Raw genomic sequence first — 15,344 nt, forward strand, 5'->3', positions numbered from 1 at the left:
CCACGCCGATGCCCGGATACCTCATCCACCTCTCCGCCCCCCTGCAATCCGCGGGCACCGACGCCGACTTCGAACACCGCCCCACCCAACTCCACCCCACCCGCGGCCTCCTCACCGGCCTCCACGCCTCCGCCCTCGGCCGCCCCCGCACCCACCTCAACCCCGACCTCGCCCACCTCACCTACACCATCCGCATCGACCGCCCCGGCCAACGCCTCATGGACTTCCACACCATCGGCGGCGGACGCCCACGCCACCAGACCGTCGCCAAAGCCGACGGCACCCGCCGCGCCGAAGGCGCAGGCACCATCCTCACCGAACGCTGGTACCTCGCCGACGCCGCCTTCACCATCGCTGTCACCGGTCCCACCCCTCTCATCAACCAACTCACCCACGCCCTCGACCACCCCGTCTACGCCCCCTACCTCGGCCGCCGCAGCTGCCCACCCGACGCACCCCTCCGCGTCACCGACATCACCGACGACCCCGTCGCCGAACTCGACCACCTCCCCCTCCACACCGAGCACCCACCTCCCACCGTCACGTTCATCCACGAAACCGCACCCACCCCCGACGCGGCCCCCACCGCCACCCTCCGCGACGACCCCGACCCCACCCAACACCGCGCGTTCAACAACCGCGACATCTGGCACACCCACCGCACCATCCCCGCCCCCACCGGCGGCATCGGGACCGACTGGATCGAGACCCTCATCGCCTACCGCAACCGGAAGGCCACCCCATGACCAACACCACCACCACCGCCCACCTCGCCCGTATCACCCTCAACACCCGCTCCCGCGAAGCCCTCAAAGACCTCCGCGACGCCAACAACGCCCACCGCCGCGTCCTCACCCTCTTCCCCGACAGCCCCACCAACCACCCCCGCGCAGACGGCAACGTCCTCTACCGCATCGAACACACCCCCGGCACACCCCCCACCCTCCTCATCCAATCCACCACCAGCCCCATCAACCGCAACGCCCTCCCACCCCGCTACGCCACCAACATCGAACACCGCGACCTCACCCCCCTCCTGAACTGGATCACCACCGACCACACCGTCCACTACCGCATCCACGCCGACCCCACCGCCACCATCCGCGACCCCCAACGCCTCCACACCGAAGGCCTCCGCCGAGCCACAGCCCGCGGCCTCAAAGACCAGGAAGCCGAGGACTACGCACAGCAACTCGTCACCCGACACGCCCAACGCCGACGCGGCCTACGCCTCCCCCTCACCACCCAGGAAGACATCCTCACCTGGTGGCACCGACAAGCCGAACGCGCCGGACTCCACCCCCTCCTCACCCTCGACGCCCCCACCCCCACCACCCCCGCCACCCGACCCGACGGCGAAGCCAGATTCACCCTCACCCGCTTCGACGGCATCGCCCGCATCACCAACCCCACCGCCCTCCACACAGCCCTCACCACCGGCATCGGCCCAGCCCGCTCCTTCGGGGCAGGCCTCCTCACCATCGCCCCCCACAACGGGTAAAGAAATGGCAAACCCACTACAACGCCGCAGGTCAAAAAGGGTCCGCCCCGCCCGCGCGGGGATCGACCGTAGCGGGTGAGGCGCGCGAGCTGTGGCACTCCGTCCGCCCCGCCCGCGCGGGGATCGACCGATCGCGGGCATTTTCGTGGTCTCCGCTGAGCTGTCCGCCCCGCCCGCGCGGGGATCGACCGGTAGCGGGCGACCTCCTCGGCGATCACCACAGGTCCGCCCCGCCCGCGCGGGGATCGACCGTGCCACCTCCGTCGGGCCGCTGATCGTGTCAAGTCCGCCCCGCCCGCGCGGGGATCGACCGATTCGCGCCGCCGGAATTGCCGGTGAGGTGATGTCCGCCCCGCCCGCGCGGGGATCGACCGCGTGGCGTGGTCGTGGACTACGGCGGGGATGAGTCCGCCCCGCCCGCGCGGGGATCGAACCGGCGATACTGCGCGGCGCTACCGGGCTGGATGGGTCCGCCCCGCCCGCGCGGGGATCGACCGACCCACCAGCCCTCCAGGCCCACCCGAACCCCGACCGCCCCGCCCGCGCGGGGATCGACCAGCACGGCGGCGAGCGCGACGCCGGGGAAGGCCGTCCGCCCCGCCCGCGCGGGGATCGACCGGAACTCTCCAACATGGTCAACGCGTGCCCGGCGACCGCCCCGCCCGCGCGGGGATCGACCGCGGCGGCCACCGCAGCTTGCATCGCCGCCGAGGTCCGCCCCGCCCGAGCGGGGATCGACCGGCTGATGGCCGGCCGCTGGGCACAGTTCGGCCGTCCGCCCCGCCCGTGCGGGGATTGGCTACTGTCTCCACCGCCGACGGTCTTCGCGGTGCGGGGGATGACATGCCGGTGGGTTGCCGCGGTCGGCGAGCAGGTTGCAGGCTGCGGCGGGCCAGGTCCAGGGGCGGGGGCCTTGTTGGCCTTGGATGCAGGCGAGGCGGTGGTGGGCGTGGGGGAGGAGTGCCGGGTGGTGGGTGGCTTGTTGGAAGGCGAAGGTGACTTTGCGGAGTTCGCGGATGTCGCGGAGGGTGGGGTAGCCGGGCCAGGTGGTGACATCGTGGCCGTAGGTGGTGCAGAAGTCTCGGTACTGCTCGGAGGAAAGCGTGCCGAGGGTGTTGTGGTCGACGGCGGTGGCGGTGAGGTCCCATTCGGGTGGGCCGATTGCGGTGCGTTCGAAGTCCAGGAGGTGGGCGGTGCCGTTGTCGGTGACGGCGACGTTGCCGTGCCAGGCGTCGCCGTGGAGGACGCTTTCGTCCATGCCGGCGGGCAGGTCGGCCCACTGTTCGCGCAGTGAGCCGAGGTGGTCGAGCAGCCACTGTCGTTCGTTGTCGGTGAGCGCGCCGGCGGCGCTGAGGCGTTCTTCGAGGCGGACGAACGGGTCCAGTGGTGGGAGGCCGAGGTCGTGGGTGGGGCGGGGAAGTTGGTGGAGGGCTTTGAGGAGTGCGGCCAGCTCTGCCCCGGTGCCGGTGCGGTGGGGTGGGAGTTCTTCCCAGAGGGTCGCGCATCGTCCGCCTGCCCGCAGCGGTTGGTCGATCGGTAGTGGTCGGACGGCGGGGATGTGGTGGTCGGCGAGCCAGCGGGCGACGGCCACCTCGCGGGTGGCGGCGGTCTCCTGGCCGGCGCGGGCGATTCGGACGACGACGCGGTTCGGCAGTCGCCACAGGTCGTTCTCGCCGAGGCGGATGGGCTCGGCGCCTTCCGCCGAGAGGCCAGCGGTGGCAACGATCTGACGCAGCAGGCCGAATGAGGCGTCGAGGCGGGAGTCGGTCATGACGCGAGGGTGGTCCGGATGCGTGCGCGCAGCTCGGCGACGTCAGCCCGTCGGGCGAAACGGGAGGATGCCGTCGCCAGCGACTCCAGGTCGGTGACCGCGCGCTGTGAACGGAGTTGACCGATCTCGTCCAGTGCCCGATCGGCGAGGAACACTGCCTGCTGCGGGTCGCCCCGGTGCATGAGCAGGGTCGCCAACTTCGTTCCGGACAGCGAACGGGAACGCACATAGGCGTCGGTGTGGTGCTCGATCGCGGTCGCCAGACGCGACTGCGCCAGGTCGGTGGACTGGCCGGGCAGGAGAGCGATGTCGAAGGCGGCGTGCCCGGTGTCCCCGTGGTGCTGCGCGTGGTCGTAGTAGGCCATCCACTCCGGGTCCTCGCCGGACCGCGCGTGGGCGAAGGCGTCGTCGGCCCGGCCGATCGCAGCCAGCGTCGCCTGGCGTTGCCCCATCTTCGCCAGCGCCCTCGCGCGGGCTCCGTGCAGCATGGCCCGCTCGCGTGGAGTGAGGCGGTCCGCACGCACCAGACCTGTCTCGGCGTAGGTCAACCCCCGGTCGGGGGCACCCCGCCAGGTGGCCTGCCGAGAGCGCCAGCTGAGCGCACTGGCCCGCAGATGCCAGTTCCCGGAACGCTCGGCGCACTGGGCCGAGAAGTCGAGAAGCCGCGCCGCCTGCTCGTGTTCGTAGGCGTCGAAGGCCGAGGCCCCCGTCGTCACCGCCAGGACGCCGACGGCCGTGAACAGCTCCCCTTCCAGCTTCGGCGGGCAGGTGACGTGGAGAAGTTGGGAGGCCCAGTGCAACTGCCCGATCGCCGTGGCGCGCGCCAGGCCGCCACCGCCGTACCGGTTGTCCCAACTGGCGTGGTCGCGAGCCGCCGACCGGAGCTGCGCGATGTCCTCTGGCCGCACGCTCCTGGGCACGGCGCGGGCGAGATGGGGAGCCAGATCGGTGACGGATACGGCGGCCACGCTGCCCGCGGCCAGGAAGGTGCGGCGTTCCACGGGCGACTCCAGCGGAGACGGGCTGTCAGGAACCATTCTGCCCGGGAGAGTCGCACCGATGCGGCGCGAACGCCCCGCCCCGAGACCGGCGTCCGCATCACGTTCCCTGTCCGCATCCTCCTCAACTCGCCGCCACAAACGCCGCAGCGCTCCACCGGCCCGGAGCGCGTCGTCGAACGCCGCCGCCAGTTTCAGTGTGCAGGACCGCTCGGCCTTCTCGATCCGCTCGACGGAGGTCTTGCTGAGCTGGACCTTTCGGCCAAGAGCCTGCGTGCTCAGTCCTCTGTCCTTGCGCCAGTTCCTCAGCTCGACGCCGAACCAGGCGCGCATCGACGCGGTGTCGTCCAGGGGGCGTTCTGGCTGTGGCATTCCATCCTCGCCTGCGCTGATGCGGACAACGAGAGGGGCGCCGGGCTGTCCGGGGTGTGATGCGGGCGAGGCCCGCGAGTTGACTGGAGTGGCAGGAGTTCACCGACGTCATCGATGAGGTGCCCGGGCGCGAGTTCGAAGTGCGAAGGACCTCGACGTCTCACCGTGTCGGCCCTTTCAACGACTGAAGCCCTGCCATCGCGGTGGCAGGGCTTCAGAAAGCTTGGTTAGAAAGAGTCAATCTCGTCGACGAAGGCCGTCCAGCTTTCGACGCGGAAAACAAGTATGGGTCCCGTGGGGGACTTGCTGTCTCTCACCGGAGCGCACTTCGCCTCCGTTGCCAATTCCACACATTCGCCGTTTCCGCTACTGTACGAGCTTGCTCTCCAGCGCATTTCGCTGAAATTCTCCATCATCACCGTTCACCTCCTTTCTTGGCTGCGGACCTTCGTATTATACAAGGCTGCTAATCAGTTTCAGTGTGTCGGCCGGACTCAGGGCTTGGGCGCCAACCTGGTCGAACATGCCGCGGAAGCGTCTGATGTCGATCTCGGATTCACGGAAAAGGTCCCCGGCCATGGTGTCCAGATACACGATCTCAGGTTCCTCGCGGTCAGCGAACGAGAGGAGACAGAAGCTCCCGGTCATTCCAGGGTGGGCGCCGCCGGTGAAGGGGACCACTTGAAGCCTGACGTATGGCCGTTGGGCCATGTCGGTGAGGTGTCTGAGCTGCCCCTTCATGACTCCTTCGCTGCCCACGGTTCGGCGAACCGCGGCTTCGTCAACAATGGCCCAGAGGCGTAGCGGCTCTGACTTCTCGAATACTACGCCGGGGCGTTCGACGCGAGCCTGAACCCTGGACTCAACCTCGCTCTCGCTCACCATGGGGAGCGTGCCGCGGATCACGGCGCGAGCATAATCTTCGGTCTGCAGGAGTCCAGGAATGAACAGGCTTTGATAGTTCCGGATCTCCCAGGCTTCGGACTCGAAGGAGATGTAGGTGGTGTACTCCTCGGGCAGTTCGCTGTGGAACGGTCGTAGCCAGCCAGGCTCCTTGGCGCCCTGAGAAAGAGCCGTGATCTCGGCTCGTTGAACCTCTCCCACGCAGTAGAGATCCAGTAGCGCTTTGAGAGTCCGCTTCTGCGGTCGCCCCTTCGCGGTCTCGATTCGCCAGAGCGTGGATTCATTCATGCTCGTGGCGTCGGCGACTTCTTCGCGCGTGAGCTGAGCGTCCGCGCGTAGCTTCCTCAGCTCAGCAGCGAGCCTTCTGTGCCGCACGGTCGGAATCTGGTGCCCCATGGCCGAAGTTTGACCGGCACCGTCTGAGGCGCGCAAGCGGATCGAACACGATGCGAACGCAATGTCTCGGAACGCAAGGCTTGCAAAAGCGTTCCGTGCGCGTGCATGATGGCTGTCCGCACGGACCCGCTACGGAGCGTGATGCCTTCGGTGTTCCCCGGAGAGCGGTTCACGCCTGCCGATTCGCCGCGTCGCGGAGGCACAGCCCGTTGGAGGAACCATGACCACTTCCGTTTGTCCCGTCGAGGCTCAGCACGATGTGCGTTGGTTCTTAACGGTCAGTCCTGGCGAGATCGAGCGGTGGCGTCGGGCGATCGCGGGGGCGTTGGCCGAGTGGCGGGTGTCGCGGGAGGCCGTGGAGTTGGCGCGGCTGGGCGTCTCGGAGCTGCTGGCCAACGTCGCGAAGCACACGGTGAGTCGGCGGTGCAGCCTGCGGGCGGTGCGGGTGGGCGCGGATCTGCTGGTGCAGGTCTTCGACGAGTCGCGGCAGTTGCCGGTGTTGCGCACGCCGGACTGGTGCTCGGAGGACGGGCGTGGGTTGTGGCTGCTGCGGGAGATGGCCGACGGGTTCGGCTATATGCCGATGCCGTTCGGGGACGGAACGTCGTGCCGGCTGGGGAAGGTCGTCTGGTTCTCGTGCTGGGGCGCGGTTCCCGAGACGGAGGCGGCGTGAACGGCGCGGGTCTCCCCGTGGAGTGGGAGTTCCAGATACCGGTGCCGGGGATCGTCGGCGCGGAGCAACGGGCCATGGGCCCTTGCTGGTTCTGGTGCGGGCATCGCGTCGCGCCGGTGGTGTGGATCGGTTGCCTGACCTCGGAGGGCGCGACGGCTCCGCTCTATGCCTGCGACGCGTGCCTACGCCAACTCAACGCGATGGCCTGGGACTTCACCGACACCGAACGCGCCGCGCCGCGCGACGACGAGGGGCGGGCGCGGGAGCCCTACCGGCCGACCGGCGACGCCTGGGTGCCCTGGCCCACGCGAGGGCGCTGGCGTCCCCGAGCCCGGACGACCTTCGGCACCCGCTTCTGGAAGGGAGGCTCGCGGTGAACCACCACGACCCGCAAAACCCGCACGCCCCGCACGTCGCGTCGATCGTTCGAGCCGCGGACCGGGTGTTGATCCAGGAGCGGGGTCCCGGGGTGCCGGATGGCATCTACGGGGCGGAGTGCATGAGTTGCGAGGCTCTCTCCCCGCTCTTCGACGACGACTCGCTGCCGGTCGCGGTCTGGGCCGTCCAACATTCCCAGGACCACCCCGAGCACACGCTCTTCCTGGCCCGGACGGAACGCCACTGGCGCGTCGTTCCGCGCCTGGACGACCCGCCGCCTTCTTCGCCGTCCGGCCCCGGGCTCGTGGGGCCGGCGTTTGTCGGCCTGATGTGTCTGCTGACGGCCCTCTCCGGCCTCCTGCCGGCCCTCACCTCCTGAACCGTTCCCTGACCGTTCCCTGTTCGACCGATCCAAGGAGAGACTGATGCTGACGACGATCAACCGTTCCCCGATCCCGATCACCTTCCACGTGCTGGCCACCACCCAGACCAACCACATGCTGATGGTGCGCGGTACCCGGGAGGACGGTCAGGAGGGGTGGGTCCTGCCCCACGGGCAGGTGCCGGAGGGGCGGGACATCATCCTGGCCGCCCGCGAGGCGTTCCTTGAGGCGACCGGCTGCGAGCGCACCCTCTCCGAGGTCCTCGCGGTGACCCCGACCACGGACGACGAAGGCACGCTCAACGGCCTGACCTATGTCCTGGACGGCGGGGTGCTGCCCCAACTGCCGTCCAGGGACCCCAGGGACGGCGCGGGCTGGGTCCCGATGCGCGAACTCTACGAGCCGCCGGCGCTCTACCAGTACGCGATCATCGCCGCCGGCCAACGCCGCCGCCTGCCCCTCCTCGTCAATGCCGACCGGCCCGAGTCCGCGTTCGTCTGAGAAGTGCGTCACTGTCAGGTCAACGCGGGGGTTCGCGGTCCTGGGATCTCGGCGGAGGGCCTCGGGCTCCCCGAAGGGTCGGGGAGCCCGAGGCGCGGTCAGCTGGCCCGGGCCTCTGCGAGGGGGAGGCGGTGATGGCTGGGGGGTGGGGTGCTGGGGATGAAGGTGACCTCGTTCCATGCCTTCGGGTCGGGGCGCCCCTTGGGGAGGAGGGCTTCCTGGGCGCGGCCCCAGGCGTGGACCCAGGCCATGCGCTGGGTGCCGGTGATGCCGCACGCGTCGAGCCAGAGGCCGAACTGGTGCCTGGTGGGTATGACTTGGCGGCGAAGGATGCGGTGGATGGTGCTGTGGGGGAGCTGGCTGTGTGCTCCGGCTCGTTGTTCGAACTCGCGGAGGGTGGCGCCGGTTCGGTGGTAGATGTCGATCATGGCGGGGACCAGCTCGGCCATCTCCCGGATGAGGTCGATGCGGGTGGGTTCTGGCGTGCCGTGGCGCCGGGTGGAGGCCTCGTAGCGAGCTGCCCGCCACAGCCGGCGCGCGTCTTCCAGGTTGGCGCCGCAGGCTCGCGCGTAGGCCTCCACCACGCGCAGCGGCGGAACCCCGGTGCCTTTCGCGGCGCGTTGCAGGGTGGTGGCGTGGCAGCCGGCCTGTTGGGCCATCACGGAGTAGGTGAGCCCTGCGGCGTGACGCTGGGTGCGCAGCCAGTGGGCGAGTTTGCCGACGGCGGTGTTCCGCGCTCCGGTGGGGAGGGGGTTCTCAGGCCTGCCCATGGCGCCATCCCCTCTTCGTGCAGCACCACCAGGTCAGTCCGCCCGTGGTGGTCAGCAGTGGTGTGGTGAGCAGGGCCAGGGTCAGTTCGCTGGTGGTGCGTGCGGGGGCGTCCAGGAACTCCTGTGCGGTGGCGAGGGCCAGGAGGAGGACGAGCACGACCACGATGATGTGGCGGGTGAACCGCGGAAGACGAAAGGTCTGGCGCGGGGGCTGGCAGGGGCGGGAGTGGTCGGCGGGCGGGCCGCCGAAGTGAGGTGTGTCCACGGTCGTCATGCACTTTCGGAAGGCCTGGCGGCGCGGATGGCCGCAAGGCGACGGACATACGGGCTCCAGCCACGGAGAGTGGTTGCAGTCACCCTCCGTGGTGCGTGGGCCCATGCTGACAGCCGTGGGGCCGGCGGCATAATTTGATCTTGGTCGTTGATGCGTTCCTGTATCAGCCGAGGAATCGAAAACGTTTTGGAGGTGTCATCCGTTTGATGAGCCCTCAGAAGGGGATTCCACAGGGGAGTTGGCGGCCTGTCGCGTCCGCAGGACGCTTCCCGGCGGCAGGTTGATGCGGGCTTGTCCCGCCTTGGTTGCTGCGAGCGGCTGAGTCTGGGAACCTCTTCGCGCACGACATGCACGTGCAAGTGCATTTACGGATGCACGCACAGACCCTTGGACTCACGGGCTCCAACCGCGAAACGAGGGGAACCGAAGGAAACCGCGCAGGTTGTGTTGCAGCTCCTGCGCAACGGGCTGACGCCCCCAGGCGTCAGCCCGTTCCTACGTGCGCACCCACTCGTGCGCGCCAGCGCGCTCGGTGAGGACTCGAAAGGGCAGTTCGAAGCTCCGACGATCGAAGACTCTCCGGCCACCCCCTCGCCGCAGGCCGTGGTCCTACCTGTGGACGGTCATCGCAGAAGTAGGGCCCACCTGTCGAGCGCACGCATCACCTGCGGCATCTCCTCCGCCGCCGAGGTCACGATCCGCATACCGAAGGCCCGTCGAGCTCGATCGGCTTGGCGGTGGCCCAGCGCCAGCCACAGGCACCAGGCGATGGCCGCGAGCTGGCTGCGCAGCATGCCGGCGAACGCCGAGACGTCCGCCGGGCCGGCCGGGCCTCCTTGACCGAGATAGGCCGTGATCAGCTGGTGAACCACCCGGGGATCGCCGTTGGCCGCGGGGCCGTTGAACGGGGTGGTGAGTCGGAAGGCCACGTTCACCGCCTGACGCCACGGCACTCCGTGCCCGGGGCCTGACGGTGGGGGCGTTGCCGGGGATCGTGACGGGCTGGCTGGCCCCCGGCCACCCGCCACGAGCGGAGGCTGGCGCAGGTGACTTGAAGGTGGGTGTCCGCTTCCGAGGGATCGTGGTGACGGTTAATAGGTGGGATCATGCGTCGCGCGGATGGCTCCCCCCGGTCTTTCCCGCTCTGCTGTCGCTGGTAGCCCACGTGTGCGGGAACGGTCTGCCCTCACAGAAGCGTCACGGTGGGTCCTCCCAGATGCCGGGGTCACGGTAGGACGGAAGAAGCCAGCGAGGGGTGCGATGGATGGCGTTCGTGGTGAGCCAGAGGATCTCCGCTAGGAACGCCAGGATTGCCGTCGCCATGGCCGTGATCCGGGGCCAGTCCAGAGTGTCGGGAACGCAGATGAGGGTGATGCCGGCAAGGAAGGCGAGCAGTCCTGACCGGTAAGTAAGGCGAGCCCGATAGAAGTACCGCTGGCGGAGGCGGTCGTCCATGCGTTGGACGCGCTCAATGCGAGCCATGGCCTGCGGGTTGGTTCGGCCTTGGGGGTGCCACATCAGGCGTTCGTCTGGGGTGGCCGCGTGGCTCAGGCCTGCGCCGGTGAACTGCACGGAGAAGACAAACGCCACCGCCGAGACGACGAAGGCGACCAAGGCCCACCCGCCCAGAGGGGGCCCGTGTTCCGCCGTGGCCAAGGTTGCTGCCGCAGCCAGCGAGAAGCCGCCCAAGAGCGTGGCTCCGGTCGTGCCCATCGCCTTCACTGCTTCCGTCTCCCCGTAGGGAAACGGCACCGCCCAAGTCGGTACTGGATCGCGAGCGGGCGGCGTCACGCGGGCGGACCGTCCGGGCAGGCACCATCAGTGCTGTGGGCGGAGGCCGGTCGATCGCAGGTTGTACAGCGTGGCAACGGCGTTGCGAAGAGGCATCCCTCCAGGTGCTCCTCCGATGGGGAGCCACCGCACTCGGGGCAGTACAACCAAGGGGGATCGCCCTTGTAGCCCTCCTCGTGATCCTGCGGATCGTCTTGCGCGTAGTCGTCCACCTCGCCGTGCTCGTCGTGTGTCATGTTCTTCATGACCCCCGCGTCGCGATTTGGTCCACCCTGGCTGCGAACTCGTTCAAGTCTGGTCGGGGGCCCGGACCCCAGTTGACGTGTAGGTCGCGAGTCCATTCCGACAGTTCCGTACCCGTGCCAGCATCACCTGACAGGGCGAGTAGCGCCCCCAGGTCAAGTGCCTTGTCCAGGGCGAAGTAGCGGATCTGTTGCGTGTCCCGGTCCACGGTTACGGCGCAGAAGTACGCCTCCATCGCTTCGTGCGGCTCAGGCAAGGCGATCAGGGCGATTCGGTGGCTGACGGCTTCCCTGAGCGATGTGCTCAGGCCGGTCGCCGGTCGGCGCCGTGTCGCGGGTAGGTGTTGTCCGGCCAGAGCCCACTCCTCTTGCAGCACTCCCTGCGCGAGCCCGGCCTCGATCAAGCCCGGGAGCTGCGCACCCTGGCGGAGGGCCGTGTCCCGCAACCTTTGGTGGGCGAATGTGTAGTGCTGTGACGCGGAACTCACCGGTTCTCCTCACTGGATGTGCTGTGCTCGCCAAGTACTCGATCAAGCTCTGAAGAGCGGAGCCAGACGGCCTCGACGATCGTGTCCAATACGGTCTGTGACTGAGTGGCGCCGGGATCGAGGAGGGTCAGCAGGCGGTCAAGGTGGACTCCCGTAACGCGGTTGGTTACGGCAGTCAGTTCCTTGACCGTGCGGGGGACGCGGTCGTGACCGTCGAGGGCGCGCAGGGCGAGCGCGGCGTTGTGCAGGTACCGATCGCCGTTCTTGACGGTCAGAGAGTTGAGGAGCGCGGCGGCAAGCTGGTGGGCCAGTGCCTCCGTCGCCGCTCCGGTCAGCCGCAGCGAGGCTCCGAGGTTGGTGTGGCCCCCCGCGATGCTGGCCGCCTCGGTCGTGCGGTACGCGTACCGGATCGCCTCCTGGCGGAAGACGAGGGCCTGGTCGTTCCTGCCACGCTGGTCTTCGAGACTTCCCAGGGCGCCGAACACCTTACCAAGCGCTCTCCAGGCGCGGTGGCCCTCGAACACCGCCCGGCATGCTTGGAGCCGCCGCTCAGCCTCGTCAAGACGGCCGAGCCCCAGGAGGGCTGGGTAGGCGTTCATCCGAGCGCTCGCGATGTCCAGGGGTGGAGCGCCACGGCGGCCCATGGCCTTGATGAGCTGGGTGTTGAAAGCCAGGGCTTGCGCCCAGTGGCCCAGGTCCAACGCGGCCATCTGGCCCGTTTGGAGGAGGACTTCAGGGACGTGCCACTTGGCGGCGCCGCCCTGCTGGGAAGCCGCCAGGGTTTCTATAGCCGTCTGCAAGGAGGGGACGGCAGCCAGAACCTGTTCGCTCCAGCCCATCATCTCCAAGACCTGGAGGCGGTGAACCTGGTTGCCCAGTGACTCCCAGGTGAGCGCGGTGTCGGTCAGAGCGTGCGGGCTTGTTCGGTCGGAGAGGTGCAAGGCCTCGTCCAATCGCCCCTGTGACAGGTAGTGGTTCCTCAGGGGCCAGCGGGCCTTCTCGTCGCCCCGCGCGAGCAGCGCGCGCAGTCGTCGCTCGCCCTCTGGCGGGTCGCTACGCAGCAACTGCTCGGCGTAGAGCCGCTCTGCCCGCGCCTCGTGTGTGGTGCCGTGACTGCGTTCCAGCACGGTGCGCAGGTACGGCAGCAGTGTGGATCGCGTGGCGGGGGAGTCGTCGGTGGTCAGGGCGTGTTCAAGTACGAAGAGGAGGGTGTCGAGGCCGAAGTCGCTGCGGGTCATGTACGGCACAGCGGAGAGGGAGGCGAGGATCAGCAGGCGGCCCTGTGCGGGGTTGCCGCTGTGTGCGCCGTCGAAGCCCGCTTTGACGCCGCCGAGCCAGAATTCGGCGAGGGTCCTGTCCACCATGGCGCGGCGTCGTGGAGGGACTGTGCCTCGGATAGCCGCGGCCACGCTCGGGTGCAGAATGAGGCGCGTCTCCCCGTTGTCGGGCACAGCTACGACCAAGGCTCGTCCGACGAGTTCCGCCACCGCGTCGGACCAAGCAGGGGCGAGGCCTCTAGCTGGTTCTGGGCCAGCTTCGGTGAGTGCCGTCCAGAGTTTCTGCCAGTTCGCACGGAAGTAGAGGGAGACTCGGTCTCCCTCCTCCAGGCACACGGCTGCCTGCGCTAACAACCGCGCAGCCGGTGACAGCCCGGTGAGCGCCCTTTCGGTCCACCGGGCAAGGATTTCGGCGTAACCGATCACTGGCGAGGGGGGAGTGTCCTCGTGGACGCCGTACTCCTGCCAGAGTTCGGCAGCCTCCAAGAGAAAGGAACGTAGCTGGTCCGGGTTGGCTGCCTGGCCCTCGGCGAGTTCGATGAGGGCGGGGTGGCCACGGGTGGCGGCCAGCATATTCCGGAAGAGACCGGGACCGTACTTCGGCGCGTCGTCGTCGATGAGGCGGCGTAGGTGGGGCAGTTCCCTGGCCATCAGTACCGCCTCGCGCCTGGGCAACGCATGTACGGCCATCACCCTCACCCTCTCGTTCAGCGCCAGCGGCCGGTAGCGACTCGTCAGTACGGTCCTGGACGCACCTTCGTGGCCCGTGAGGACATCGATGAGCAGACGCCAGGCGGTGGTGTGCCAAGTACCGTCGGGGCGGAGCAGCGATTCGAGGTTGTCCAAGACGAGCAGGACACGTCGCGCGCGTAGGTGTTCGGTCAGCGCGGGAAGGCGGGCGCGCAGCGCGGACTCGTCCTCCGCCGCGTCTAGCAACCGCACGCTCGGCAGGGCTGCCTCCAGGGCGCCGGCGAAGTCCACGAGGGCAGTGGCCGGATCGCTTCCCTCGTCCGGTGCCTTGTACCAGACGACTGCTTCGTAGTCTTCATGGTGGAGGAACACTATCTCCTGGGCTACGGCGGTCTTCCCACTGCCCGCCATACCGTGCAGCAACACGCCTGGACATCCGTTGCTGGACGCCAGCGCCTCATTCGCTCTAGCCATCAGCGACACCCGGCCGACGAACACCGGAGCCGCCGTAGGTGCATTGGCCCGGATCACCGACTGGTCGGAGGGGGCGTAGGAAGCCGCGGGAGGCGCGCACCATGTGCGGCCCGCCGCCGCACCGATCAGCACCGGGGTCAGCGTGCTGATCGGCGGCGATGAGGAACTCGGCCGGGAGGGGTACGCGCGCAGTGCCGCCGCCGTGAACGCATCCGTCACCGTGCCGCGTGCTGCGAGCAGCTCCTGGTAGAACGCGGAGGTAAAGAGGCTGGCATAGGCCTGCGTGACCGGGTAGCGCATTCCCACGACCACGCAGCCGAGTGTCTGGGCGAGGGCTGTCGTCGGCGCGGGCGTATTCCCAGCTGGGGCCGCCCGCGCGACGTGTCGGCTACGTGAAGGAAGGCCCAGAAGGGTCCGTTGTTCCTCCAACGACACGTCGGCTGATGAGCAGGAGGACAAGGTCACCAGCCGGAGGCCGGGGGCGAGGGGCGCGAGCAGGGGCACCAGTTCGTCGGTCAGTACCGGGTCCGGAGTAGTTCCAGGCCCCTCCAGGAGGAACGTACCGCGGTCGCCGTGCCCGGACAGATGCAGAATGTCCCAGCCCTCGGGGTCGGTGACCACCTGGCGCAGGCGGTCCCGGGTGACGCCGTATTGGAGGACACGTAATTCGATCGCTACGCCCCGCTCGCGCGTGACGCGCTCCACCAGGCCTTCCAGAGAGCGGCGTTCCTGGCGCAGGTTCAGCGCGGTGCTGCCTTCGGGCAGGCTGAACAGAGCCAGGACGCGCAGCCGACTCCCTCCTGGCCGCCTCGGTTCCAGGCCGCTGGGCGACGAGTCTGGTCGGGGACACAGCGGGCGGATGTCCAGCACGGTCGTCACCCCCCTGAGGAGAAGGGGGCAGCCGTCGTGGACGGCGGCGTCCACAGGGTGGTAGGCCAGTACACGCGCCTCGTAGGGGATCACCAACCGTACGACTGCCCGGTGCCGCAGGAGGTGCGCCAGAATGTGGGGCCCGTACAACTCGTCGGCGATCCATCGGCCCAGTTCGTCCAGTATCTGGGCCTGCCGGACCACGCGATTATCGGGAGTCGTGGTCCGCGATAGGTAGCCGTGCAGGTCGATAAAGGCTGCGTACTGCCAGGACGCGGCAGCCACCACGGCTGTGTGCTCGGCGAGCGGGAGGCCTTCGGCCGTCGTCAGACACCAGTGCCAGGACATGCCATCGCGGTCACTCCTGAACGCGTCGATGGTGAGTACGACTTCATCGCCGTATTCGGCGTGCACAGTGCCCCCCGACACCCGTTGTTCCATCCCTTAGCGGCGAACCTGTCCTTGCCGGTCATCCTAGGGGCTTCCCGCTCGTGATGCCCTTAGAACCGAAAACCCACTCCAGCCACCGAGCGGACTGGCTCGGGCCACAACGAATCGACCGCTTCGACACGCATGAACCACTGTCGCGGCT

The 15,344-nt window shown here is 68.6% G+C and carries 15 protein-coding genes, 1 pseudogene and 1 CRISPR repeat array; of the genes and pseudogenes, 7 read left to right on the forward strand and 9 right to left on the reverse strand.

Features of this window, described 5'->3' with window-relative positions:
* Nucleotides 1–8 precede the first annotated feature (8 nt).
* Together cas5e and cas6e are read left to right on the forward strand one after the other, a co-directional pair.
* Nucleotides 9–746: a type I-E CRISPR-associated protein Cas5/CasD gene (gene cas5e, locus FH715_RS22185; RefSeq protein WP_139648092.1), complete on the forward strand. Its 738-nt coding sequence runs from the start codon at nt 9–11 to the stop codon at nt 744–746.
* Entirely contained in the window at nt 743–1,501 is a 759-nt protein-coding gene (gene cas6e, locus FH715_RS22190; protein WP_139648094.1) for a type I-E CRISPR-associated protein Cas6/Cse3/CasE, read from the forward strand. Before cas5e ends, cas6e begins: the two co-directional genes overlap by 4 nt.
* A gap of 40 nt (nt 1,502–1,541) precedes the next feature.
* Nucleotides 1,542–2,303: a CRISPR direct-repeat array (repeat unit 29 nt; unit sequence GTCCGCCCCGCCCGCGCGGGGATCGACCG).
* 291 nt (nt 2,304–2,594) lie between these two features.
* Here the strand turns inward: cas6e and FH715_RS29105 are convergent.
* Nucleotides 2,595–3,092, reverse strand: a pseudogene (locus FH715_RS29105) (phosphotransferase family protein); the annotation flags it as partial.
* Between FH715_RS29105 and FH715_RS29110 the strand changes: the two are divergent.
* The gene (locus FH715_RS29110) at nt 3,060–3,248 is read left to right on the forward strand and encodes a hypothetical protein (RefSeq protein ID WP_246108888.1); all 189 of its coding nucleotides are present in this window, start codon (nt 3,060–3,062) and stop codon (nt 3,246–3,248) included. The pseudogene FH715_RS29105 and the gene FH715_RS29110 overlap by 33 nt on opposite strands.
* Nucleotides 3,249–3,268: 20 nt before the next feature.
* Here FH715_RS29110 and FH715_RS22200 read toward each other — a convergent pair whose 3' ends face one another.
* From FH715_RS22200 to FH715_RS22210, 3 genes are all read right to left on the reverse strand, one after another.
* The gene (locus FH715_RS22200) at nt 3,269–4,642 is read right to left on the reverse strand and encodes an NsdA family TPR-like regulatory protein (protein ID WP_139648096.1); all 1,374 of its coding nucleotides are present in this window, start codon (nt 4,640–4,642) and stop codon (nt 3,269–3,271) included.
* Between the two features lie 227 nt (nt 4,643–4,869).
* Nucleotides 4,870–5,058 carry a DUF397 domain-containing protein gene (locus FH715_RS22205; protein ID WP_139648156.1) on the reverse strand — a complete coding sequence of 63 codons (189 nt, stop codon included), beginning with the start codon at nt 5,056–5,058 and terminating at the stop codon, nt 4,870–4,872.
* Nucleotides 5,059–5,095: 37 nt separating this feature from the next.
* Nucleotides 5,096–5,941: a helix-turn-helix domain-containing protein gene (locus tag FH715_RS22210; RefSeq protein ID WP_139648098.1), complete on the reverse strand. Its 846-nt coding sequence runs from the start codon at nt 5,939–5,941 to the stop codon at nt 5,096–5,098.
* A gap of 220 nt (nt 5,942–6,161) precedes the next feature.
* On the opposite strand from FH715_RS22210, the gene FH715_RS22215 reads away from it, so the two are divergent.
* Genes FH715_RS22215 through FH715_RS22230 form a run of 4 tightly spaced genes read left to right on the forward strand, consistent with a single transcriptional unit; the run spans nt 6,162 to nt 7,876 of the window.
* Nucleotides 6,162–6,614 (forward strand): ATP-binding protein, encoded by a 453-nt coding sequence (locus FH715_RS22215; RefSeq protein WP_139648100.1) that lies wholly within the window; start codon nt 6,162–6,164, stop codon nt 6,612–6,614.
* Entirely contained in the window at nt 6,611–6,991 is a 381-nt protein-coding gene (locus FH715_RS22220) for a hypothetical protein (RefSeq protein ID WP_139648102.1), read from the forward strand. The genes FH715_RS22215 and FH715_RS22220 overlap by 4 nt, the downstream gene beginning before the upstream one ends.
* Nucleotides 6,988–7,371, forward strand: a complete 384-nt coding sequence (locus FH715_RS22225; RefSeq protein WP_139648105.1) for a DUF7848 domain-containing protein — start codon at nt 6,988–6,990, stop codon at nt 7,369–7,371. The genes FH715_RS22220 and FH715_RS22225 overlap by 4 nt, the downstream gene beginning before the upstream one ends.
* Before the next feature lie 46 nt (nt 7,372–7,417).
* Entirely contained in the window at nt 7,418–7,876 is a 459-nt protein-coding gene (locus FH715_RS22230; protein ID WP_139648106.1) for an NUDIX hydrolase, read from the forward strand.
* A 98-nt stretch (nt 7,877–7,974) separates the two neighbouring features.
* On the opposite strand, the gene FH715_RS22235 is transcribed toward FH715_RS22230, so the two are convergent.
* From FH715_RS22235 to FH715_RS22255, 5 genes are all read right to left on the reverse strand, one after another.
* The gene (locus tag FH715_RS22235; RefSeq protein WP_139648108.1) at nt 7,975–8,646 is read right to left on the reverse strand and encodes a helix-turn-helix domain-containing protein; all 672 of its coding nucleotides are present in this window, start codon (nt 8,644–8,646) and stop codon (nt 7,975–7,977) included.
* Nucleotides 8,633–8,920 (reverse strand): hypothetical protein, encoded by a 288-nt coding sequence (locus FH715_RS22240; RefSeq protein WP_139648110.1) that lies wholly within the window; start codon nt 8,918–8,920, stop codon nt 8,633–8,635. Before FH715_RS22240 ends, FH715_RS22235 begins: the two co-directional genes overlap by 14 nt.
* Nucleotides 8,921–9,543: 623 nt before the next feature.
* Nucleotides 9,544–9,855: a hypothetical protein gene (locus FH715_RS22245; RefSeq protein ID WP_139648112.1), complete on the reverse strand. Its 312-nt coding sequence runs from the start codon at nt 9,853–9,855 to the stop codon at nt 9,544–9,546.
* A gap of 262 nt (nt 9,856–10,117) precedes the next feature.
* A complete protein-coding gene (locus tag FH715_RS22250; RefSeq protein ID WP_139648114.1) occupies nt 10,118–10,672 on the reverse strand; it encodes a hypothetical protein in 555 nt (184 codons plus the stop codon).
* A gap of 765 nt (nt 10,673–11,437) precedes the next feature.
* On the reverse strand, nt 11,438–15,193 hold the full coding sequence (locus FH715_RS22255; RefSeq protein ID WP_139648116.1) for a CHAT domain-containing protein: 3,756 nt from the start codon (nt 15,191–15,193) through the stop codon (nt 11,438–11,440).
* Between the last annotated feature and the right edge of the window lie 151 nt (nt 15,194–15,344).

It is taken from the genome of Streptomyces sedi (genome assembly GCF_006335015.1).
Lineage (GTDB): Bacteria > Actinomycetota > Actinomycetes > Streptomycetales > Streptomycetaceae > Streptomyces > Streptomyces sedi.